The sequence below is a fragment of the Rhizobium sp. SRI_017 genome, from assembly GCF_057586295.1.
Genome location: NZ_JBYCZP010000004.1, coordinates 474577 through 494628 on the forward strand (window position 1 = coordinate 474577; position 20052 = coordinate 494628).

A 20052-nucleotide genomic window follows, 5' to 3' on the forward strand; every position below is an offset into this window, starting at 1 on the left:
GGTTCGATGGTTCCCGTTACGGCATGCCGGCAGCCCCGGTCTCTTTGGCCGTTCTCGAAGATCGCAGTATTATTTATAAAAAAAATACGTCAACCATGAATCGAAGCCCGCACGGAATTTTTTCTGAGCCTCTTGCGCGGCTACGCCCGAAGATGCAGCATGTGCCTGCTTTTCACTGCTTGGAATGCCCGCACGGATGGAAGAATCCTCAAGCAAAGTCCGCCAGCGTCATGTTGAATTGGCGCAGAAAATACTCGATTTCGCAATCGAGCGCGGCCTGCCGCGTGGTGGCCGGCTGACTGAACAGGTTCTAGCATCCCATTGTAATGTCTCACGAACGCCGATCCGGAAGGCGTTGCAGCTTCTGGCGGATAAGGCGATCGTCAGTCCCGAACCGGAAGGTGGCTACCAGCTGGCGATCGAGCCCGCGTCGTTTCCCGGGCTGGCTGACGAGGCCCTGCCGGCCGAGGAAACCGAACTCTATAACGCTATCCTGCGCGATATCTCCGCGGGCCGCATCGGCGACTCCCAGACCGTCGCCGGCTTGCAGCGACGCTATGGGTTTTCCCGCAACGCGGTACAAAATGCGTTGACCCGACTGGCTGAAGAGAACCTCGCCGAGCGTGCGCCCGGTCAGCAATGGCTGATCAAGCAGTTCGCAATCTCAGGCGAAGCGATCGCCAAGTCCTACGAATTCCGACTGGCGTGCGAGCCGCTCGCGCTGACCATGCCCGGCTTTCGGCGTGATACAGCGGCGCTGACATCCCTTCGCCAGTCGATGGAGATTCTGCGCGGCATGGGCGAGGGCGCCTTCGACCAGAAGCTCTTCGAACGCACCGATCACGACTTCCACATGCTGATCGCGCGCTCCTGCGGAAATCCCTTCATGTCGGAGACGCTGCAGACCCATCACCGCCGGCGCAAGGCCTCGCAGCCGCCGATGCATGTCAATGCCTTCAGGCTCATCCAGTCCAATAGTGAGCATCTGCAGATCCTCGAGCAGATCGAGCGCGGGCAGTTCGATCTTGCCGCCGATCTACTTCGCGTCCATATCCAGCTCAGTCACGTCGAGCGGCCACGTATTGCCGGACGCGGTGTGCCCGTGGCCTTCAGGATCGTCGGGTAGCGCATGGCAAGGCAGAAGGTCATCGTCCTCTTCCCTGAAGCGAGCTTCGGCGCCGCACTGAACTGCGTCGGCATCGCCCAGGAACTGAGGCGGTTTGGCGCCCGGCCCGTCTTCATCTGCCAGGAGAATTTCCGCGGAGTCTTCGCCGAATATGGCTTTGCGGAATATACGCTCGCGGCGGACGGCAACGGCGAGGCCAACTGGACCGACTTCATCAATCGCCACAAGGACGCCTTCCGGCAATCGCCGCTCGAGCAGATCACAAGCTATGTGGCACCGACCTGGGAGGCGATCGTTGATACCGCCATCCGGGCTGAACAGCCGCTGCGGCGGCTGCTGGCGCAGATCAAGCCCGATGCGATCGTGCTCGATAACGTCGTGATGTTTCCGGCGATCGCAGATGCGGGCGTTCCCTGGATACGTGTCGTCTCCTGCGCCGAAACCGAGATTTCCGATCCGCAAGTGCCGCCTTACCTTTCAGGTTGCGGCGGCAATCCGGACGGGCATTGGCACGCCTACTCGGCCCGCTATCTCCGTGAGGTGACACCGGCTCACCGGCGTATGAATGCGTTCCTCGCCGAGTGTGGCCGGAAACCCTATCAAGCCGGTGAATTCCTCGGGCCGTCGCCCTATCTTAACTTGCTGCTCTCGCCGGACATCGTGCGCTTCAAGCGCGAGGAGCCGCTTGACCCCCGCAAGTTCGTCTATCTCGATGGCTGCGTACGCAACGAAGCACCCTATGGCGTGCCGACTTTCGCCGCCTCCAATGACCGGCCACTGGTGCTGACCTCCTTCGGCAGCCTCGGCGCGATGGATGTCGAGATGATGCAGCGCATGATAGGTGTCTTCGCCGCGTTGCCTTACCGGTTCGTCGTCAATGTCGGACCGTGGCGCGACCAATATGCCACCGTGCCCGACAATGTCATGATCGAAAGCTGGTTTCCGCAACCGTCGCTCGTGGCGCAATCCTCGGTCTTCATCCATCACGGCGGTAACAATTCCTTCTGCGAAGCGCTCTATTTCGGCGTGCCGTCACTTGTCATGCCCTACTGCTGGGACGGGCACGACAACGCCGCGAGGGCGGAGGAAACCGGAGTGGGCCACCGGCTCCCACGCTACGATTGGACGGATGCCGAACTGGCTGCAGCAATAGAGTCCCTTGCCGGTGACGCTGTCATGGGGCAGCGCCTGAAGGCCAATTCGGAGAAGATGAAGCAGGCGGCTGGGGTGACCCTGGCGGCCCGGTCGATCCTCGATCTCGTGGAAGGATGAATGTGATGCAGGACAAGCTCTTCATCGATGGCGGATGGGTTGCGCCGCTTCTCGGCGGGACGTTGCCGGTGGTGGATCCGGCGACGGAGGAGGTGTTTCACCACATTCCGGCCGCGACTGCTGCCGATGTCGACCTCGCCGTCAGGGCCGCGCGAAAAGCCTTCGACGAAGGTGTTTGGCCGCGCTTAACCGGCGTGCAACGAGCGCGGTTCCTCCGCACTATTGCCGACAAGGTGCGTGAGAAGAAGGACTTTCTCGCCCGCCTGGAAGTGCGCGACAACGGCAAGCCGCTGCTCGAGGCGGTGTGGGACATGGACGATGTCGCCGGCTGCTTCGATTTCTATGCCGGTCTTGCCGAAGAGCAGGACAACAACCCTGAAGAGGTGATCCCACTGGGCGACAGCAGGTTCGACTGCAAGGTCGTCAAGGAGCCGCTCGGTGTCGTCGGCGCCATCACGCCCTGGAACTATCCGCTGTTGATGGTCGCCTGGAAGGTCGCGCCCGCGCTGGCTGCAGGCTGCACGATGGTGCTCAAGCCCTCCGAGCTTTGCTCCCTGACGACGCTGGAACTCGGCGTCATCGCTGAAGACGTCGGCCTCCCCGCCGGCGTGCTGAACATCCTGACTGGCCTCGGCAGTGACGCGGGCCAGCCGATCACGGAACATCCCATGGTCGACAAGCTTGCCTTCACCGGCTCGGTCGCTACCGGCCGCAAGGTGATGATCGCTGGTGCCCAGGACATCAAGAATGTCAGCCTCGAACTCGGCGGCAAGTCGCCTTTCGTCGTCTTCGCCGACAGCGATATCGATGAGGCGGTCGAGTGGATCATGTTCGGCATTTTCTGGAACCAGGGGCAGGTGTGCTCGGCGACCTCGCGGGTGCTGATCGAAGAGAGCGTCTATGACAAAGTGCTGGCGCGATTGGTCGAGGAAGCCGGCAAGATCAGGATCGGCAATGGGTTGGAAGATGGCACGCTGCTTGGCCCGATCGTGTCGAAGGGTCAGTATGACAAGATCGTCGCGGCCATCGAGCGCGGCAAAGCCGAGGGCGCGACGGTCGTCACCGGCGGCAAGCGTCCTGATGGTCTCGACATAGGCTATTTCATCGAGCCGACTATCCTTACCGACATGGGTGAAGACGCGTGGGTTTGGACGGAAGAAATCTTCGGCCCCGTCGTCTGCGTCAAGCCGTTCAAGGACGAAGCCGACGCGATCCGCATGGCCAACGACTCGAAATATGGTCTCGCCGCGGCCGTCATGTCCAAGGATCGGGCGAGGGCGGAGCGCGTGGCACGTGCCTTTCGCGCCGGCATCGTCTGGATCAATTGCTCGCAGCCGACATTTACCGATGCGCCATGGGGCGGCTACAAACAGTCCGGTATCGGCCGCGAGCTCGGTCGCTGGGGTTTTGAGAATTATCTAGAGGTCAAACAGATCACTGGCTTTAACAGCGACGAGCCCTGGGGCTGGTACATCAAATAGGCCGTCTAAGCCGCCGCAGCGCCGTCGAATTCCTCGCGGGCCTGTTTGATCGTCTCGTGGTTCCTGGCGGCCCAATCCACCAGTTCAACCAATGGCTTGGAGAAGGATTGCCCAAGCTCCGTCAGCTTGTATTCGACACTCGGCGGCTGAGTCGGATAGACCGTCCGGCACACATAGCCGTCGCGCTGCAAGTCACGCAGTGTCTGGGTCAGCATACGCTGGGAGATATCAGGTACGCGCCGACGGATCGCGCCGAAGCGCAATGGGCCGTCAATCAGTTCGAGCAGCATCAGAAACGACCATTTGCCGCTGACATGATCCATGACGTCCCGCACGGGGCAGTTGGCGGGCGTGAAGCCCATCTTCTCGAAGGCTTCCAGCCGCGACGTCGGCAGACCCTTGTCTCGCAAAATTGTCATGGGGTAGTTCCTTCCAGGTAACCAGGCTACCAAAAACTGCCGTCTTTACAGCGATTTCGAAATCTCTAGATAAGAGCAAGTCTCAAAAAGAGACCATATAGACTTCACCCGTAAACCGCAAGGCACTTGAGCCCGGCGGCAGGACAAGGAATGGATCAATGGCACAGAAACTGCTCGTCACCGGCGCGTCCGGCAAGCTCGGCCAACTCGTACTCGACGCACTGCTCACCCGCGGCGTCAGCGCCGCCAATATTATCGCGACGACCCGCGATCCGTCGAAGCTGTCTGCCTATGCGGCCAAGGGCATCGAGGTGCGTGCAGCCGACTTCAATGACGCCGAACTTACCGGGAAAGCCTTCACCGGCGCCGATCGTCTGGCCCTGATCTCAACCGACGCGCTTGACGACAAGGGCACTCGCCAGAAGCAACAGGCGGATGCCGTTGCCGCTGCCAAGGCCGCCGGCGTCAAGCATATCGTCTACACCTCATTGCCGGACGCCGAGAATTCCAAGGTCATCTTCGCCCCCGATCATCTCAATACCGAGAAGGCGATCAAGGCTTCTGGCTTGGCCTACACGTTTCTGCGCGACACCTGGTATCAGGAAAACTTGTTCATGAACCTGCCGCAGGTTCTGAAAAGCGGTCATTGGTACACATCGTCGGGCGCCGGCAAAATCGCGCATATCGCGCGCGAAGACTGCGCCGAATCGATCGCCGCCGCACTGGCTTCGGGCTCGACGGAAAGCAAGACCTACACCCTGACGGGTGCCGAACTGCGATCAACGGACGAGGTCGCGGCGCTCGCCAGCGAGGTCACCGGCAAGCCGATCGAAGTCATCCATCTCAGCGATGAGCAACTCGCGGGCGGGATGAAGGCGGCTGGCGTCCCGGAATTCCTGATCCCGACGCTCGTGAGCTTCGACACCGCGGCGCGCGAGGGCAATCTCGGCGCGCTGACTGATGACGTGGAGACGCTGACAGGTCGCAAACCCAAACCCTTCCGCGCCTTCTTCGAAGAAAGCAAGGATGCGTTGCTCGCCTGATTTATCGGGCGCCAGTATTGGCGGCGATGATCCTGAGATCAGCCGTTACGCTGGCAATCGACGATGTAGCAATCGTCATAGGTCCGGGCGTTGCATTCCGCCAGCGCCCGGCGCCGCGCCTCACGACGGTTTCCATATCCGTAGCTGTAGCCGTAGGTGCCGTCGCTGGCGGTCGCCTGGCAGGACCATGCGAAAGCTTCCGGCACGGTTGCAGCCAAAGTTCCGCAAACAACGAGAGCCGTGAAGGCAAGCTTGGTGTGAACTTTCATTATAGTTCTCCCGAAAACATCGCCGGAAGTGCTTCATGCACTTCTCAGGCTTCGGCAGTGTAGTTGGTTCTCAATGAGTTGATAGAACTATTTCTGGGGAGACTGCATTTTCTACGGCTGGTTGCTTCAAGGTGCCTCGAAACCCGCCGCCTTGTGTGATCCATCGCAATAGGGCTTGTTCTTTGAATGCCCACACCGACAGAGAAAGCACTTGCCTACGCGGTTTACGTTGCGGCCCGTGCCGGATTCGATCTCCACCTTGCCGACGACCATGTAGGGGCCGTTCGGTGTCGGCGTGATCATCAGCTGTCCGACGAGTTCGGTAATCGCCAGCGTGGATTCCCGCGCCTCGGGCTCGCCCGTCGCAACAAACCCCGCCTTGATATGGGAATTGTCGCAGAACGGCTTGTTCTTCGAGAGTCCACAGCGGCAGAGCGTGGTGCGCAGCATCGCGCCGTGGCCCTCAATCTCACTGTCGGCATGAACAGCCAAGGGACCATTCTCACGAACCAGGATCTTGTTCGCCTTAGGTGGAGGTTCGTTGGCACCACTGTCTTTGCGCCGGATCGTGATAGCCCCGGACGGACAATTGATGGCGACGCGGAGAATTTCATCGGCGCTCGCACCATCCGCGTCGATCCAGGGGCCTTCGACATTCGCCCGGAAGACCGCGGGCTCGCCGGTCACGCAACGGCGGGCATGGATGCAGCGCGCGCCATCGAAGCTTACGGAAATCGTCGTGCCTTCGGTCGTTTCCACGGTCATTGCCCAATCCTCGTTCGGTAGCCGTTCGAGACATGTGACCACGGAATAGGTCTGACATCAACGGTGCTTGAGACAGACGCCGGGGCCGATGCCCTCAATCATCACGAAGGCGACAGAATGGTCTTCAAAGGCGCGACGCAGCTGTGCACCGGTCGCCCGGTGGATGTCATGGCGCTCGCCTTCGAAGTCGCGCACCGTGCTGCGCGACACCTCGGCACGCTCGGCAAGGTCGCTCTGCGTCCAATCGAGAAGCCCACGCGCCGCCCGGCAGAGTGCTGGAGACAAAATTGCACCGTCCTGTTCTTGAATCATCGTCAATCTCAACCATATTGGTCAATATAAGCCATATATGGCATTTTCGATCAAAGATTTCCAGACACGGAGTGGCGCATGCATGAAACCCCACTGATCACAACGCTCGTTGCGGGTTTCGTTCTTGCCTTCGTCTTCGGCACGATTGCCAATCGTTTCAAGCTTCCACCGCTCGTCGGCTACCTGATCGCCGGCATCCTTGTCGGCCCTTATACGCCCGGTTACGTGGCCGACCAGAGCCTGGCGCTGGAGCTGGCCGAGATCGGCGTCATCCTGCTGATGTTCGGCGTCGGCCTGCATTTCTCGCTCAAGGACTTGCTGTCCGTTCGCTTCATCGCGGTGCCGGGCGCCATCGTGCAGATCGCCTTTGCCACGCTGCTCGGCTGGGGTTTCGGCCGGGTTATGGGCTGGGGGCATGGCGGCAGCCTCGTCTTCGGTCTCGCACTTTCCGTCGCCTCGACGGTCGTGCTTCTCAAGGCGTTGCAGGAGCGGCGCATCGTCGACACGGAACGGGGCAAGATCGCGGTTGGCTGGCTGATCGTCGAAGACCTCGCCATGGTCCTGGCGCTGGTTCTCATTCCGGCTGTTGCCGGTGTCGCGGGGGGTCAGCAGGCATACCCAGATCCGGTGGCTCTGCAGCTATCGCAAATGCTGGGCGTCGATCTCGGCATAGCGGGCATGATTGCGCTGACGCTGTTCAAGGTTGCGGGCTTCATCGGCTTCATGCTGGTCTTCGGCCGGAAGCTCATTCCCTGGATCCTGCATCACATCGCCCATACCGGCTCGCGCGAGCTGTTTCGGCTCGGCGTGCTCGCCATCGCGCTCGGTGTCGCTTTCGGTGCGGCAAAGCTCTTCGGCGTCTCGCTGGCCCTCGGCGCTTTCTTCGCGGGCATGATTCTCTCGGAAAGCCCGCTCAGCCATCGCGCCGCGCAGGAAAGCCTGCCGCTGCGCGACGCCTTTGCGGTGCTCTTCTTCGTCTCCGTGGGCATGCTCTTCGACCCGGCGAGCATCCTGCGCGACCCGCTGCCGGTCGCAGCGACCGTCGTCATCATCGTCCTCGGCAAGTCCGTCGCGGCCTTCCTGATCGTCGTCGCCTTCCGCAAGTCGGCCGGTACGGCGCTCACGATTTCCGCCAGCCTTGCCCAGATCGGTGAATTCTCCTTCATCCTCGCCGAACTGGGTGTCGGTCTCGAGTTGATGCCGAAGGAGGGACGCGACCTTATCCTCGCCGGCGCCATCATATCGATCATCCTCAATCCGCTCGTCTTCTTTGTCTGCGGTCGGACTCGACCATGGCTGGAGCGACGCTTCACGCGGGAAGACCCTGCGAGCACGGTGGCTGGACAGGCTGAGCCCGCTCCGGAGCCAGATGAGGTGTTGGTTCAACCGCCGACCAGGCTCAGCGGTCATACGATTGTCGTCGGCCACGGCCGCGTCGGCAGCATCGTCGCCCAGGCCGTGCGAAGCGCTGGCACGCCGCTGATCGTCATCGAAGATTCCGAAAAGCGCATCGAGGGTCTCAGGCAAGAGGGTGTCGAAGTGATCGTCGGCAACGCGGTTTCGACTGAAATTCTGGCGCTGACGAATCTCGCCGGCGCCACGACGATCCTGGTGGCCATACCCGATGCCTTCGAAGCGGGACAGGTGACGGAGCAGGCCCGGGCGGCCAATCCCACGATCTGCATCATTGCGCGGGCGCATTCCGACGACGAGATCGAGCATCTCAAGAAATTCGGTGCTGACGTCGTCATCATGGGCGAGCGCGAGATCGCGCGCGGCATGGTCGACTATATCAAAGCCCACACACCCATGGCAGCGACTAGCGCCCAAGATCTCGGCCACGCCTGACCATTGCGCAGGTCGTGCAGCCATGTATGCTCCTCAAAGCCGCATCTCGGGAGGAGACAAGCCATGACCAGGGTCACCCCATCCAACGGTTCCGACACCCTCAGCGGCGCCAACCATCTCTGTCACTACGAGAGTTGCGGCCGGTGGGGCGCCTGGGGCTATGACGGCGGAGATGGTGTCTCCGGCTGGTGGTGCCTCGAGCATCGCCCCGACCACGATCCGGTACGGCCGGTGGTCGAGCAGAACTGGGTGTCCGACGGCAACGAAGGCTAAGTGGGTCCACGACGGGAGCCGCCCGAATTCTTACGGTCAAACGAACAGGACGTGATTTTCCGTCAGATCGAGTTTGTCGACACCGAGGAGTGTGACCGAGGTCCCGCCATTGATGGTGATGACCGTGTCAACTCCTCGCTGGTCGGCATTCAGCATCAGCCGTTCGAACTCGCTGACTCCGAGCTTGCCGTCGATCTGAAGAACATCGTGGTCCGAGCCGTCGATCTCGAAATCCGTGATCGTGTCGTTACCCAGCGCTCGTGACGAATTCTTGCCGAAGCTGGCAAAATTGAAGGCGAAGATGTCTCGGCCGTCGCCGCCGCTCAGTGCGTCATGGCCACGCCAGCCGGCCAGCCGATCATTGCCCGCGGCTCCGGTCAGCGTATCCGCGCCGCCTTCGCCGAAGATGCGGTTGTCGCGCTCGCTGCCCTGGATCTCGTCGGCGGAACTGCGTCCGACATAGACGACGCCGATCTTGTCGTTGTCGACCACCTGGAAATCACGCCCGCGGATCTGGCCGAGCGCATGCAGCGCGTCATTGTCCCAACGCTCGTCCGGCGCGCCCGATATGTACCAGTCCGAGCCGTTGTCGGCGAGGATCATGCCATATTGCTTGAGCGTGTTGATGATGACGCGGGTCTCCGCACTGACATCGTCAGGAATCTCGAAGCCCGCGCGCAGACGGACATGCATGCCGAAGGCTGCCGGGCCATCGATACTGTCGGCCCAGTGGCTCGCGGCACCGATCGCCTTCATCGCCGTCAGCGCCTGCGAGAGCGTGAATCGCAGGGCATGGCCGAGTGTGCCATCGGTCGCCACGGCCGCCTCGGCCTCGTCCCAGCGCGCCAGACCCGGAAAGATCGGCAGTCCCGCGGCATCAGCGGACGTCCAGCCGTCCGGTCGCTGAAGGTCGCCGCCCTGGAGGTCGAACACCGCCGCCTGGCCGGTCCAGCGATCGTGCGTGTCGTCCCATTCGGCATTGTAGATTTCATAGAGTTTGCCGAGCCCATTGGGCGCGGAACTGTCGAGCTGCACCACAATCACGTGGTGGTCGCCGCCGCCTTCGATCGGCGCATCCTCAGGGATGGGGAAGGGGCCTTCGTCGCTTTCGCTCGGCCAGAGCGTGCAAAGGAAATCGGTGAGCTCTTCGTCCTCACCAACGACGATATAGGGAATACCGATCTTCTCGCCGTCCCAAAGGCCGGAGCCGAAATCCGCATGCAATCCGCGATCCGGCGATATTGCCTTGATGATTTTGGCCGAATGTTTGTCCATAGGCGTGAAATCCACGCGCATGTTCCATTCGCTGTCCGCCGAAAATGCGATCGAACCATTGAGATCCGCGCCGACGCCGGTATCAGGCATTGCCATCCTTTGTTCCTCCTGTTCGGGGAGAGGGCAGGAACCAGCGGCTTTTGTCAAACATGCGGCGGGATCGTCCCTAACTTGGCACTAAGGCCCACGGGGACGTCGCGTCAAATCGGGAGCGCGAGAAGCGGAAACTTGCATTTGGACCGTTGTTGCGCGATCCTGTCCGGACCTTGCATCGAGACACGGAGGATCCAGAAATGGAAAGAATCAGAACCGTGAGCGGCACAGGTCCGGTCTATGTCGACAATGCAGCCGCCGGCCATTGCGCCTTCGAGATCAATATATACGAGGATGGCGCAGGAAGGGTCGTCGGCCGTGGCCATGTCATGGGTGACAGCCTCGTCCTCGGCAAGATGGCGCGGGGCCAGCGGGTCGAACTCGCCTCTGGAGAGGACAGCCATCGCTTCGGCCTGGTGACCGGCACCTGGAGCCCAGGCGACCGGACGATGGATGTCGAGACAGGCTACGACGTCATTCATTGAAGGGGCTTCGGAAACGAGGGCCTCGGCCCTCGTATTTCTGATCGGCATTTTCCCCGGCAAACGTCATCCCAAAACAATGGTCGCCTCGTCGTCCGAATATCCGTCGGGAATCATCCGTCACCTGCCACATGGACAACAGGTGAACCCGATGCACATCATTATCCTGGTCGTTGTCGTATTCCTGTTTCTCGCCTGGCTCTTGCCACCCTGGATGACAATCGGGGGTCTCGTCGTGGCGACATGCTATGCGATCTGGACCCGATGACAGGCTGACTGCTCGATATCACCATTCCAACTCGCACCGGATAGACAATTCTCCGCGTTCGCACTTGTCAGCCGTGATCAGACCATTGATCACCACGCCTGCCGAGGCGCCGACGACGGTGAGGACAGCGACCGCGGCAATCGCAGTAAGGACAATCCTGATCATTTTCAGTTCCTCGGCGAATACAGTCATTGACAAGCCCAGATCGGCTTCGTCATTCCGGAACGGCTTGGGGATGATAGATATTCTATTGCAGCGACGCGCCCGATCCAGAATGGGCGGATCTATTATATTGGCTCCGCAAAATAGGCGCCACATGTGAAATTATCCGAAATTGCATCGGCTTCTCTGCCAGGTAGCACCGCACGCATCTGCCGCCCTTGTCGTACGTGAGAAATGCCCGTCGCTGCTATTCTGCGCCGACGGATGCGGGCCTTTCAAGGAAATGATGCCGGAACAATTGCAGATGTGTCGCATTTGCCCCGCATCGTATCCAACAAGGAGACCTACGATGCGCAACACACTTGTAATTGCCTGTGCTGCAACATTTGCGGCGACATCCTTCGCTTATGCCGACAGCGTGACCATCCGCGAAACCGATCCGGAGCCCACGAACAGCATCGTCATTAAGGAGCGTCAGGACCCTGACATTATTATCAAGAAGAAGAGGAAGGTCATCATCAGGGAAGACAACGATCCGGATGTGACCATAAAAGGTACGATCAACGTCGAGTAGCCGTCTGTTGAAGAAGTCTCTCGTTTGGCGCTGAGGACGTCCTCTTCGCCGTCTCGATACACTATGTGATCTTGATGGCGCCGTTATCGAGCAGTTCGGCGTGTCCGTCGCCGGAGACTTCGTCCATTTCGTCAAAATTTGGTCCACGTGAAGTGGACCAAGTATTGGCTGTAGCCGATATCGAGGCCGACTTGCAGCGCGCCGAGGGCGATTTCGCCGTGACTGTTGGCTCCGATCGCTATCATCGCCAGTTCCATCAGATCGAGATGGCCGCGATCCCATAGATCGGGGTCGACGATCCGCCAACGGCCGATCATGCGGCAGCTTGAGGTCCCGCTCACGGCGACACACACGCGAGTACACGGTGCTCAGAGGCCTGGTCAACGTGGCGCGGCGCCTCCAGGCGGTCTCAAAGTCAGTGGGTGCGACTTTGGTGGTCTCTAAGAGGTCAAGTCGGCCGTGAAGGCCGTAGGCTCGGCCTCATCTTGGCGTGACGTCAAGTCGGTGGCGATCTCGGGAGGAAAGCTGCCTCTCGACATCGCCTACGTCTGAATGGCGTTGGGTCCAGATTACATCGAAGCGATGGATTTCGCGAGGAGTGCAATCCCGGCGATAACTAGGGTGGCTGCCATGATGCGTGAGACTTTCTTCCCGCCGGGAGCCAGCTTTTCAACGGCGACATAGATCGTGATCGCTGCGATCCACCAGATATTCATGACGCCTCCGACGAACAGCAGAGCCATCATCGCCCAGCAGCAGCCCAAGCAATAGCGGCCGTGGACGAGGCCCATGCGAAACGCCGCCGCCCGGCCCGTGCGCCGATGGCGGGTAAGGGCGTCGACGGGACCCCGGCAGTGGTCCAGGCAAGCGGCTTTGACGGGCGATAGCTGGTATAGGCCCGCGCCGATGAGCACCGCGGCGGCCAAGTAGTTGGTCGCCAAGTTCATGTACATCGCGGACATCATCCCGCTCGCCGCGAGAAGGCCTTGGGCCGCCGTCGCCATCAGGCTGAACGCAGCCCACATCGTAAGATATCCGGCGAGGAATTCCAGCGGACCCCAAGCGCCGCGCTCCCGGTAGAGCGCCCCGTAGAGCAGGACGGTCGGCGCGGCGCTCGGCACCATCATGGCGACCATCATCAGCCACCACATGACGAACACGACCACGGCGTAGCGAAACGACCAGACATGAGGCGCGACCATGTCGTCTGTGCCCGCGATCAGAGCTCCCGCGGGCCCGGTCTCCAGAGACATCTCCACGGAGGACATTCCCGTCCCCGCGCCGTCGAGGATGTACCAGGCGGAAAGGGTGAAAGAGAGCACGAGCGCCACGACGACGACCAGCCGTTCGCGTACGAGCAGGCGTTCGGCTGTGGACTGCGCCATGGCCCGGTCTCAGGCGGCGTGTTCGATGACGCCCTGGCCGTTCATGTAGATCCGGCAGATGTGGGCGTGACTGTCCTTGTTGTTGGCGAGCGAGATTGCGCCCGTCGTCTTCGTGGTGCCGCTGGCCATCTCGGCGACACGATATTCGAAGCCGTGCGGCAGGTTGATCCTCGCCCGGTGCTCCGCTCCGGTGACCGGATTGCGGATCGGCTGAACCTCCATCTCGAACACGTCGGGCACATAGACATGACCCGTCCGCTTCTCGACGTCTACCTCCAGGTTGATGGGCTTCGACTGCACTTCTAATTTGGTGGGCGACATCTTGCTGAACACCCAGAACATGGTCGCCATGTCCTCGGTGTCGCCGCCGGAGGCTATGGTGGCCACCGCATCGCGCTGGGCGTCGGTGGCGCTCACATCCACGATCAATTGGACCGTCCCGTTGCCGAGATGGATCGGACCCGGCCACTTGGCCGTGAACGCCATCTTCACGCCGTCAAGGCGGACGTCCCCGTGAAAGCCTGATTTGATTATGAATCCGACCGCGGCTTCACAGTTGCCGTTCGTCGGCAGCGAGTTGAACTGGCAGGGGCAGCCGAAGCTGCAATTGCAGTTCGCGATCTCGAGCGCGTCGATTTCCCACGGCGTCATGGCATCCTCCTCAGAACCAACCCTTGGCCTCCTAGAAAAGATATCACTAACATACGTGGAGCGATAGGATGCCGTACCTAAAAGAGAAGCACGGCGCGGGGTCGACTGGCAAACGCGTGCTGACCGCTACGGCGCGGATTCCCGAGTCGGTAGGCTATCGGGCCGCTGCCTTGGCTCCAGTTGGCCGATACCGTTGGAATACTCTGAGAGAGGGTTTGCAGTGCGCGCCGCGTGAAGTCGACTATGACTGCTGTGCTTCGAGCGCGCCCCAAGCGAGGCTCTCCAGACCCTGATCCCATGCATGCGTGCAGCGGCTCCAGACGCTAGGAGCCAATAGACTCCGAAGAGAAGCGTGACCCGCGTGAACGATAGGCCGTCAAAGATCAAAAAGAGCTTGACGAAAATGCCCGATTAGAGAAGCAGTCATCGCGAAATGAAGGCATTGACCACGCGAGGTCTATTGGCAAGACTCTGCTCGACAATACTACCTCTATCCCGGAGTTCCAATCCACTCTTCGGGGATCAATGCCCCTCCTTGCCACCAGTCATCCTTAATATGGCTGACGAACTCTGGATCGTCGTCGAACTTGGCGTGGTCCGTTACGATGATCTGCAAGCGCCCAAAACCAGACTAATCGCCATCGATGAGCCGTGCTGTCAGGTTTTTCAGGTCAAGACGATGATGGCGAAAAGACGGTTGAGCCAGTAGTTGGTACTGGCGCAAATATTGATTCAAGCAGCCCTTGACCTTGCCAGCGTTGGAACCCCCACATTCCCTCAAGTTCCAGCGACAGGAGATATTTCCATGTACGAATTCGACATCCCCGATATGACCTGCGGCCACTGCGCCGGCACTGTAACGAAGGCGATTAGATCGGTCGACCCGACTGCCGTCGCCAATGTCGACTTGAGCAAGCGCAAGGCGACCGTCGAAAGCCAAGCTGATCCCGAGACGATCGGCGCGGCGCTCGACGAGGCCGGGTACCCGGCGACCTACAAGGCTGCCTGAGCGCTCTCAACTGGCCCGGTATCGCATCGCGGTGCCGGGCGGGTTTCCTTCAGTGGTAGCCGCGCAGCCTGCCATATTGGGCGATTTGGTCTTTCGTGAGGATTCGGAAGACGGCGATATGCGCGGCAAGGTGGGCGACGCGCAGCTTCGCCCTCGTCATTTCGATCTCCTTCACCCGACGATCCAATTCCTCCTCTCCGATCTCGCCGTCGCGGAACCTGGCTTCCAACTCGGCCTCGCCGGCGACGAACCGTCGGCCGAGCACCACCGCCTTGTGGCGCATTTCGTCGCGCACCCGGCTCACCTTGTCAGTCTGCTCGGCTGACAAAGCGAGGTCGGACGCCATGTCGAGTACGTGCGTGGGTCCCGGCATGCCGTTCAACTCAGCGGCCTTGGCAAGACCCCAACCTCCGCCGCGGCTGAGTTCCTCGATATCCTCCTGGGAAAGAGTCTTGATGTCGCGCATTTGTTGCCCAGCGTAGGGGGACGCGTGGTCGTGCTTGTGGTGCGCTTCGTTGCCGAGGGCAGGGTGGGCCGCCATCGCGAGAGCGATGAGGATCGAAATGAACCGCATGCTTTCCTCCTTTGTGTCTGGTCATATTGCGCACCATCTTTGAGGCGTGACATGATAGCTGTCATGTCCACAGAACTTCTAGAGCGCCTGCGATGTCTACATCACGCAAACCGCCACTTCGCAGCCGGAGCCTTCATCTTCCATCGGCACGATCCCGTGGAAAATCTCCATGTGGTGCGATCCGGAGCAATCCGGCTGGTGCGATACCAGTCGGAAGGGCAGGCAGCCGTCCTCCAGCGGGCCGGGTCCGGAGGCATCCTGGCTGAAGCTTCGGTGTTCTCGCCCGAGTACCACTGCGACGGGGTTGTCACGGAGGATGCGGTGACGCACGCCTATGCCGTCGCGGATATCAGACGTCTCTTAGACACCGATGTCGGGTTCTGCCGCGCGTGGGCGGCCGCGCTATCACAGCAGCTCCTGGCGGCGCGGAAGCGCGCCGAACTCGTGTCGCTGCGAACGGTCGGTGAGCGCCTCGACGCGTGGCTGGCGTGGAATGAACGCGGGATGCCGGCGAAGGGAGGTTGGAAAGACGTCGCGGAGGAAATCGGCGTGTCGCCGGAGGCGCTTTATCGCGAGATGTCCGCGCGCCGGAGACGATGATCGCTCAGCACCTGAACCGTTCAGAATTTCTCGTAGGAAGCTCTTGACCTTACCAAGCTTGGAAGGATTATCTATCGGTGCAGTTAGCGAAAGGACCTTCCATGACTGCACTGAAATCGCTCGATCAACAAGGTTTCAACACCTCCAAGGCGGAGATCGGCTTTGGCGGTAGGACCTGCGCCTCGTGCATCCGCAGTGTCGAGAAAGCGATCGCCGCCGTTCCCGTTGTCCAAGCCGCCAATGTGAACCTCGCAACCGTTTCCTATAGCGATCCGTCTGCCCCCGGCGCGGTTATCGAGGCGGTCTCCAGGGCTGGCTACGAGCCGCGTATTGCGTAGGCAGGGAATCCATGTCCGCCCATTCAATGCCCCATCATCCTCCCGAATTGTTTCAGTCGCGCCCCGCGGCTCGCATGGGTGCCGTCAGAAGCGAGCTTTTGCGCTTGGCCGCCGTCGCGGTTCTTGCGGGCAATTTCGTTCTCGGCACCTACGAAAGAAGTCCAGTCCACACGGCCCTCATCGGCGGCTATCTGGCGGTGACGCTGTTGTCGCTGTTCCTCACGACGAAGCTTTCGGTAGCAGGTTGGCGGCGGCCGCTGTTCCTACTTCTGGATGCTGTGGCCATCCTTCATATGCTCTACATGCATGTCGGGCGAGGGCCGCTCGACCACGAGAACGCCCTGACGCCGCCCGGGCTGGTCGTCACATTCATCCTCCTCATCAACGCGGCTCTCTCGTTTGACGCGAAGCTGGTTGGGTGGTTTTCCGGCCTCGTCTTCGCGGGATGGGTCTCGATAATCGCGGTCGCCGTGGGCAACTCGGGCCTCGGTATCCCGGAAGCGCTGCTGGACGCGGACGTACAGCGCGAACTCGGGCTGGCTCTGAGCTTCGGTGTCACCGCGCTTGCCGTCTACGCGATTGTGCGCGACAACGTCCAAAGAGCAGACGAGGCCGCGGCGGCGCGGAAACGGGGGCGCAACCTCGCGCGCTTCTTCTCACCGACTGTGGTCGACCAGCTCGCCGATGGCGACGACCTGCGGCTCGAGCGTCGGACCATCGCCGTCATGTTCGTCGATCTCAGGGGCTTCACAAGCTTCGCCGAGTCCGCGTCCTCGGACCAGTTGCGACACATGCTGGCCGAGTTCAGGGACATCGTCTCAGAAGTCGTCGTACGGCACGGCGGCGCGGTGGACAAATACCTTGGCGACGGGGTGATGGCGGTGTTCGGACATCCCGCTCCCCGCAAGGACGACGCCGATCGAGCGCTCGCCTGCGCGCTTGAACTGGTTCAGGCGCTCGAACAGTGGCGCACTCGCGAAGAAGCGGCCGGCCGCCCGGCACTGAAGGCGGCAATAGGCCTCCATGCGGGAACCGCCATGGCTGGTGTCCTGGAGGCGGGCTGCCATAGCGAGTACACGGTGCTCGGCGATGTCGTGAACGTCGCGCAGAGACTGCAGGTTGTGTCGAAGTCTGTCGGCGCGACCCTGGTCGTGTCCGACGAGCTCAAGAAGGCGACGCATTCGCCCGGGCTGGAGGTGCGGTGGCACGAAGCCAAGCAGATGGCGGTACCGGGCCGCAAGCTGCCGCTCGACATCTCCTACGTTTGACCGCTGTGTCCATCAGGAACCTTCGCCGAGCTGAGCTGCTTGGATTCGACACATCGAATCCAAGCAGGAGAAGTCGGCTGACGAAATGATCGCGGGGCAGGGCACCGCAGCCGGACAGGACCACGAGGTCGGCAACAGCCGCAAGAAGGTGGAGGCGGAAATCGGCTCCCGCTGGTTATGAGGAGTAACCTTAACTCCGGGAACCGCTTGCAACGCACACAGGGCCCGAGGATATCTAAGTCAACGGCCCTCGTAGCTTAACGTCAGAGCAGCTGCTTCGTTCGCAGCCGATCCGGGTTCGACTCCCAGGCAGGGCCTCCACTCATTCAACCACGGAAATCGGGAACCGTTCTCACTGCCGCTTGAGGCGGAACGCCGCGTGGCAAGCCGTGCAGGTCTGCAGCATCATATGAAACGCGTGTTCGGAACTGAAGGACGTGATATCGGTATCGGCCTTCTTCTTGGCGAACGGCCCACCCTCCAGAACCTCGCCCGAACGCATTTTCATCTCGTCCGGCAGCATGTCTCCTTTTTTGGCGCTGTCGGCGATCTGCCGCGAATAGTGCTCAAGGTCGCGGGCAAGAGTATCGAACTTCGCGCCGTCACTGGCGATCGACGGGCTGGCGTTGCTGCCCTCAGCCGCGATGCCGGCTGAGAAGTGAGCAGATAGGAGTTCGCCGGACCGCGCCGAGATTTGCCTCGCGGACGTTCTGAAGTCGTCTATGTCGTAGGTTCGCTTGCCCGAAAAGTAGTCGCTGAGCCTCTTCGCCGCCGCCGACATGATTTTCATGTCCTCCTGGCGGCTACGAATCCCGTCACTAGTCTCGCCATAGCTCGCGCAAGCTACTCCGATGGCGATCATCGAACCAAAAGTGATCGAAGAAAGTCTCATGCAGGAGGTCTCCGGGCGGCAGGATTCCGCCAGGAGATTACTTGGTCTGGACCGATACAAGGTCAAGCCGCCATCTGCCGACCACAATAGTCTCGAGCGCGGTTGACCTTCCAACGCTGTCAATCTCTGTTTTCTAGGCATTGATCATCGATCCCAAGGACCCGGCCTCCGAGGTCAGTGCCGACCACGGACACACCATCCAGCTCCGGGAGTGGCTCAAGCGGCAATGGCTGACCTTCCCGGCGATGCCGTTGGAAGGGGCGATGCCGAGCTGCTTCGCCATCAACGGCAAATCCTACCCATCAACCGAGACCCTTCCGATGAAAGTTGGCGAGACGATGAAGGTGCGGCTCGTCGGCTCGCACACCATGGCCATCCATCCGATGCATATCCATGGCGGCCCGTTCGAAGTGGTGGCTGTCGATGGCGAGACCCCGCAACCGTCGGCGCGGTACAAGGCTGACACAGTCAATGTAGGCACGGGTCAACGGTACGACGTTGTCTGGAAGGCGCAGAGGCCCGGCAAGTGGCTGGTCCACTGCCATATCCCGCACCACACGACCAACAACAATGTCGAGGAAACGGGCGGGGGCGGACTGATGCTCGTCATCGACGTCAAGGCTCGAGCATGCGTGGCAATGTATTAACCCCTGTTGGAAACAAACGTCCAGCGGCGGGTCGCCCTCAATCGGTCGTAATTGACATGATCAATGTCAATGTTAAGAAGCAGATCATGGGAAGCGTGTTGCGAATCGCATTGACGAATATGCTGGTTCTGTTTCGCCTGGCGATGGTGGCATCGCTGGTGCTTTACACATTGCCCACTGCGACGTTCGCCATGCATGGCGGCGCTTCTTCGTCGGTTGTCGTGAACCTCGACGATACGCTCGCCGATCACGCCTCGATGGATGTCTCCGATCACCACGACCATGGGGTCGCCAAGGAAACGGCCGAGAAGGACCAGAAGCAGGACAAGCCCAACTGTTGCACTGATTTCTGCATCAGTTTCGCCATTCTGGCCGAGGCACCTGCCATTCTGGCTCCTGTGCAGGATTCCGTCCGTCTGCACTTCGACGAGCGTTCAGTCGTCGGCCAGCTCTCAAGCCTGCATCGTCCCCCCAGTATCCGCGCATGACCGAAAGCCGCTGATGCGGCTCGCCGGGCGTAGTTCGTCTTTCGAACGCGCCCCGTTCAAATCCATGCCCGGAATCCACAATGAGACACCTGTTGTCGGTGGCCATCCTGCCGTTCTTGCTCGGCGGATGCGCGTCCACCTATCTTCCGGAGGTCACGGCCTCCAGAGACCCTTCGGACCCTCGCGCCGAAGTCGTCTCGACACATCACCATAACCCGGTCGCGGGCTACCAGCACCGCGATCCAGTCGATCCCAAGCCGTGGAAGAAATTGAATGACGACGCCGCTTCCGAAGGAGGCGACCAGTCATGAGAGAACTTTCGATAGCAGGGGCACTCGCCGCGGCACTTCTCCTTGCAAGCTGCGCTTCCAACGAATTCACTGCCACGGACGCCGGGTTCTCCTCGGCGCAGAATAAGAGCGCGGTCCTGTCCAAGGAAACGGTCTGGATACAGAGCCGGGCCGAGGCCGAGCGTGTCGAAGCGCATGTCAAATCGTTCCTCAAGCGATCCAAGACCGTTGATGTGGGAACGGCCGTC

At 60.8% G+C, this 20052-nt stretch carries 26 protein-coding genes, 1 tRNA gene and 2 pseudogenes; 18 read left to right on the forward strand and 11 right to left on the reverse strand.

The window, feature by feature from the left end:
- Positions 1–196 precede the first annotated feature (196 nt).
- Genes AC2YI2_RS12660 through AC2YI2_RS12670 form a run of 3 tightly spaced genes read left to right on the forward strand, consistent with a single transcriptional unit; the run spans position 197 to position 3879 of the window.
- Positions 197–1126, forward strand: a complete 930-nt coding sequence (locus tag AC2YI2_RS12660; RefSeq protein ID WP_487386816.1) for a GntR family transcriptional regulator — start codon at positions 197–199, stop codon at positions 1124–1126.
- A gap of 3 nt (positions 1127–1129) precedes the next feature.
- Complete coding sequence (locus AC2YI2_RS12665; protein WP_487386817.1) at positions 1130–2398, forward strand: nucleotide disphospho-sugar-binding domain-containing protein; 1269 nt, start codon at positions 1130–1132, stop codon at positions 2396–2398.
- Between the two features lie 5 nt (positions 2399–2403).
- The gene (locus AC2YI2_RS12670) at positions 2404–3879 is read left to right on the forward strand and encodes an aldehyde dehydrogenase family protein (protein ID WP_487386818.1); all 1476 of its coding nucleotides are present in this window, start codon (positions 2404–2406) and stop codon (positions 3877–3879) included.
- 5 nt (positions 3880–3884) lie between these two features.
- On the opposite strand, the gene AC2YI2_RS12675 is transcribed toward AC2YI2_RS12670, so the two are convergent.
- The gene (locus AC2YI2_RS12675) at positions 3885–4241 is read right to left on the reverse strand and encodes a winged helix-turn-helix transcriptional regulator (protein WP_487386862.1); all 357 of its coding nucleotides are present in this window, start codon (positions 4239–4241) and stop codon (positions 3885–3887) included.
- 215 nt (positions 4242–4456) lie between these two features.
- On the opposite strand from AC2YI2_RS12675, the gene AC2YI2_RS12680 reads away from it, so the two are divergent.
- Entirely contained in the window at positions 4457–5341 is an 885-nt protein-coding gene (locus AC2YI2_RS12680; RefSeq protein ID WP_487386819.1) for an SDR family oxidoreductase, read from the forward strand.
- A 38-nt stretch (positions 5342–5379) separates the two neighbouring features.
- On the opposite strand, the gene AC2YI2_RS12685 is transcribed toward AC2YI2_RS12680, so the two are convergent.
- The 3 genes from AC2YI2_RS12685 to AC2YI2_RS12695 form a co-directional block, all read right to left on the reverse strand.
- On the reverse strand, positions 5380–5610 hold the full coding sequence (locus AC2YI2_RS12685; protein WP_487386820.1) for a DUF4189 domain-containing protein: 231 nt from the start codon (positions 5608–5610) through the stop codon (positions 5380–5382).
- Positions 5611–5736: 126 nt separating this feature from the next.
- The gene (locus AC2YI2_RS12690) at positions 5737–6375 is read right to left on the reverse strand and encodes a CDGSH iron-sulfur domain-containing protein (protein WP_487386821.1); all 639 of its coding nucleotides are present in this window, start codon (positions 6373–6375) and stop codon (positions 5737–5739) included.
- A 57-nt stretch (positions 6376–6432) separates the two neighbouring features.
- Positions 6433–6687: a helix-turn-helix transcriptional regulator gene (locus tag AC2YI2_RS12695; RefSeq protein WP_487386822.1), complete on the reverse strand. Its 255-nt coding sequence runs from the start codon at positions 6685–6687 to the stop codon at positions 6433–6435.
- A 78-nt stretch (positions 6688–6765) separates the two neighbouring features.
- Between AC2YI2_RS12695 and ybaL the strand changes: the two genes are divergently transcribed.
- Both ybaL and AC2YI2_RS12705 read left to right on the forward strand, forming a co-directional pair.
- Positions 6766–8535: a YbaL family putative K(+) efflux transporter gene (gene ybaL, locus AC2YI2_RS12700; RefSeq protein WP_487386823.1), complete on the forward strand. Its 1770-nt coding sequence runs from the start codon at positions 6766–6768 to the stop codon at positions 8533–8535.
- A 63-nt stretch (positions 8536–8598) separates the two neighbouring features.
- The gene (locus AC2YI2_RS12705) at positions 8599–8808 is read left to right on the forward strand and encodes a hypothetical protein (protein WP_487386824.1); all 210 of its coding nucleotides are present in this window, start codon (positions 8599–8601) and stop codon (positions 8806–8808) included.
- A gap of 36 nt (positions 8809–8844) precedes the next feature.
- On the opposite strand, the gene AC2YI2_RS12710 is transcribed toward AC2YI2_RS12705, so the two are convergent.
- Positions 8845–10179, reverse strand: coding sequence for a hypothetical protein (locus AC2YI2_RS12710; RefSeq protein ID WP_487386825.1), 1335 nt, complete (start codon positions 10177–10179; stop codon positions 8845–8847).
- Positions 10180–10376: 197 nt separating this feature from the next.
- On the opposite strand from AC2YI2_RS12710, the gene AC2YI2_RS12715 reads away from it, so the two are divergent.
- The gene (locus tag AC2YI2_RS12715) at positions 10377–10661 is read left to right on the forward strand and encodes a hypothetical protein (protein ID WP_487386826.1); all 285 of its coding nucleotides are present in this window, start codon (positions 10377–10379) and stop codon (positions 10659–10661) included.
- Positions 10662–10944: 283 nt separating this feature from the next.
- On the opposite strand, the gene AC2YI2_RS12720 is transcribed toward AC2YI2_RS12715, so the two are convergent.
- Positions 10945–11091: a hypothetical protein gene (locus AC2YI2_RS12720; protein WP_487386827.1), complete on the reverse strand. Its 147-nt coding sequence runs from the start codon at positions 11089–11091 to the stop codon at positions 10945–10947.
- A 346-nt stretch (positions 11092–11437) separates the two neighbouring features.
- Between AC2YI2_RS12720 and AC2YI2_RS12725 the strand changes: the two genes are divergently transcribed.
- Positions 11438–11662, forward strand: a complete 225-nt coding sequence (locus AC2YI2_RS12725) for a hypothetical protein (RefSeq protein WP_487386828.1) — start codon at positions 11438–11440, stop codon at positions 11660–11662.
- Between the two features lie 131 nt (positions 11663–11793).
- Here the strand turns inward: AC2YI2_RS12725 and AC2YI2_RS12730 are convergent, their stop codons facing one another.
- The 3 genes from AC2YI2_RS12730 to AC2YI2_RS12740 all read right to left on the reverse strand — a co-directional run bounded on the left by AC2YI2_RS12730 (position 11794) and on the right by AC2YI2_RS12740 (position 13698).
- The gene (locus AC2YI2_RS12730; protein WP_487386829.1) at positions 11794–11979 is read right to left on the reverse strand and encodes a hypothetical protein; all 186 of its coding nucleotides are present in this window, start codon (positions 11977–11979) and stop codon (positions 11794–11796) included.
- Positions 11980–12231: 252 nt separating this feature from the next.
- The gene (locus tag AC2YI2_RS12735) at positions 12232–13047 is read right to left on the reverse strand and encodes a DUF2182 domain-containing protein (protein WP_487386830.1); all 816 of its coding nucleotides are present in this window, start codon (positions 13045–13047) and stop codon (positions 12232–12234) included.
- Between the two features lie 9 nt (positions 13048–13056).
- The gene (locus AC2YI2_RS12740) at positions 13057–13698 is read right to left on the reverse strand and encodes a DUF1326 domain-containing protein (RefSeq protein WP_487386831.1); all 642 of its coding nucleotides are present in this window, start codon (positions 13696–13698) and stop codon (positions 13057–13059) included.
- A gap of 805 nt (positions 13699–14503) precedes the next feature.
- On the opposite strand from AC2YI2_RS12740, the gene AC2YI2_RS12745 reads away from it, so the two are divergent.
- Positions 14504–14707 (forward strand): heavy-metal-associated domain-containing protein, encoded by a 204-nt coding sequence (locus tag AC2YI2_RS12745; RefSeq protein WP_487386832.1) that lies wholly within the window; start codon positions 14504–14506, stop codon positions 14705–14707.
- 49 nt (positions 14708–14756) lie between these two features.
- Here AC2YI2_RS12745 and AC2YI2_RS12750 read toward each other — a convergent pair whose 3' ends face one another.
- Positions 14757–15281, reverse strand: coding sequence for a hypothetical protein (locus AC2YI2_RS12750; protein WP_487386833.1), 525 nt, complete (start codon positions 15279–15281; stop codon positions 14757–14759).
- Between the two features lie 63 nt (positions 15282–15344).
- On the opposite strand from AC2YI2_RS12750, the gene AC2YI2_RS12755 reads away from it, so the two are divergent.
- The 4 genes from AC2YI2_RS12755 to AC2YI2_RS12770 all read left to right on the forward strand — a co-directional run bounded on the left by AC2YI2_RS12755 (position 15345) and on the right by AC2YI2_RS12770 (position 17808).
- The gene (locus AC2YI2_RS12755; protein ID WP_487386834.1) at positions 15345–15881 is read left to right on the forward strand and encodes a Crp/Fnr family transcriptional regulator; all 537 of its coding nucleotides are present in this window, start codon (positions 15345–15347) and stop codon (positions 15879–15881) included.
- 101 nt (positions 15882–15982) lie between these two features.
- Positions 15983–16219, forward strand: a complete 237-nt coding sequence (locus tag AC2YI2_RS12760) for a heavy-metal-associated domain-containing protein (RefSeq protein WP_487386835.1) — start codon at positions 15983–15985, stop codon at positions 16217–16219.
- Between the two features lie 74 nt (positions 16220–16293).
- A complete protein-coding gene (locus tag AC2YI2_RS12765) occupies positions 16294–17487 on the forward strand; it encodes an adenylate/guanylate cyclase domain-containing protein (RefSeq protein WP_487386836.1) in 1194 nt (397 codons plus the stop codon).
- A 245-nt stretch (positions 17488–17732) separates the two neighbouring features.
- Positions 17733–17808: transfer RNA gene (locus AC2YI2_RS12770), tRNA-Thr, on the forward strand.
- A gap of 31 nt (positions 17809–17839) precedes the next feature.
- Here the strand turns inward: AC2YI2_RS12770 and AC2YI2_RS12775 are convergent.
- A complete protein-coding gene (locus AC2YI2_RS12775) occupies positions 17840–18379 on the reverse strand; it encodes a c-type cytochrome (protein ID WP_487386863.1) in 540 nt (179 codons plus the stop codon).
- Between AC2YI2_RS12775 and AC2YI2_RS12780 the strand changes: the two genes are divergently transcribed.
- The 5 genes and pseudogenes from AC2YI2_RS12780 to AC2YI2_RS12800 form a co-directional block, all read left to right on the forward strand.
- Complete coding sequence (locus AC2YI2_RS12780; protein ID WP_487386864.1) at positions 18339–18485, forward strand: hypothetical protein; 147 nt, start codon at positions 18339–18341, stop codon at positions 18483–18485. The two genes, AC2YI2_RS12775 and AC2YI2_RS12780, sit on opposite strands and share 41 nt — an antisense overlap.
- 31 nt (positions 18486–18516) lie before the next feature.
- Positions 18517–19026, forward strand: a pseudogene (locus tag AC2YI2_RS12785) (multicopper oxidase domain-containing protein); the annotation flags it as partial.
- Complete coding sequence (locus tag AC2YI2_RS12790; protein WP_487386837.1) at positions 19008–19514, forward strand: hypothetical protein; 507 nt, start codon at positions 19008–19010, stop codon at positions 19512–19514. The pseudogene AC2YI2_RS12785 and the gene AC2YI2_RS12790, both read left to right, overlap by 19 nt.
- A gap of 80 nt (positions 19515–19594) precedes the next feature.
- Positions 19595–19825, forward strand: coding sequence for a hypothetical protein (locus tag AC2YI2_RS12795; protein WP_487386838.1), 231 nt, complete (start codon positions 19595–19597; stop codon positions 19823–19825).
- Positions 19822–20052 (forward strand): annotated as a pseudogene (locus tag AC2YI2_RS12800) (TolC family protein); the annotation flags it as partial. The gene AC2YI2_RS12795 and the pseudogene AC2YI2_RS12800, both read left to right, overlap by 4 nt.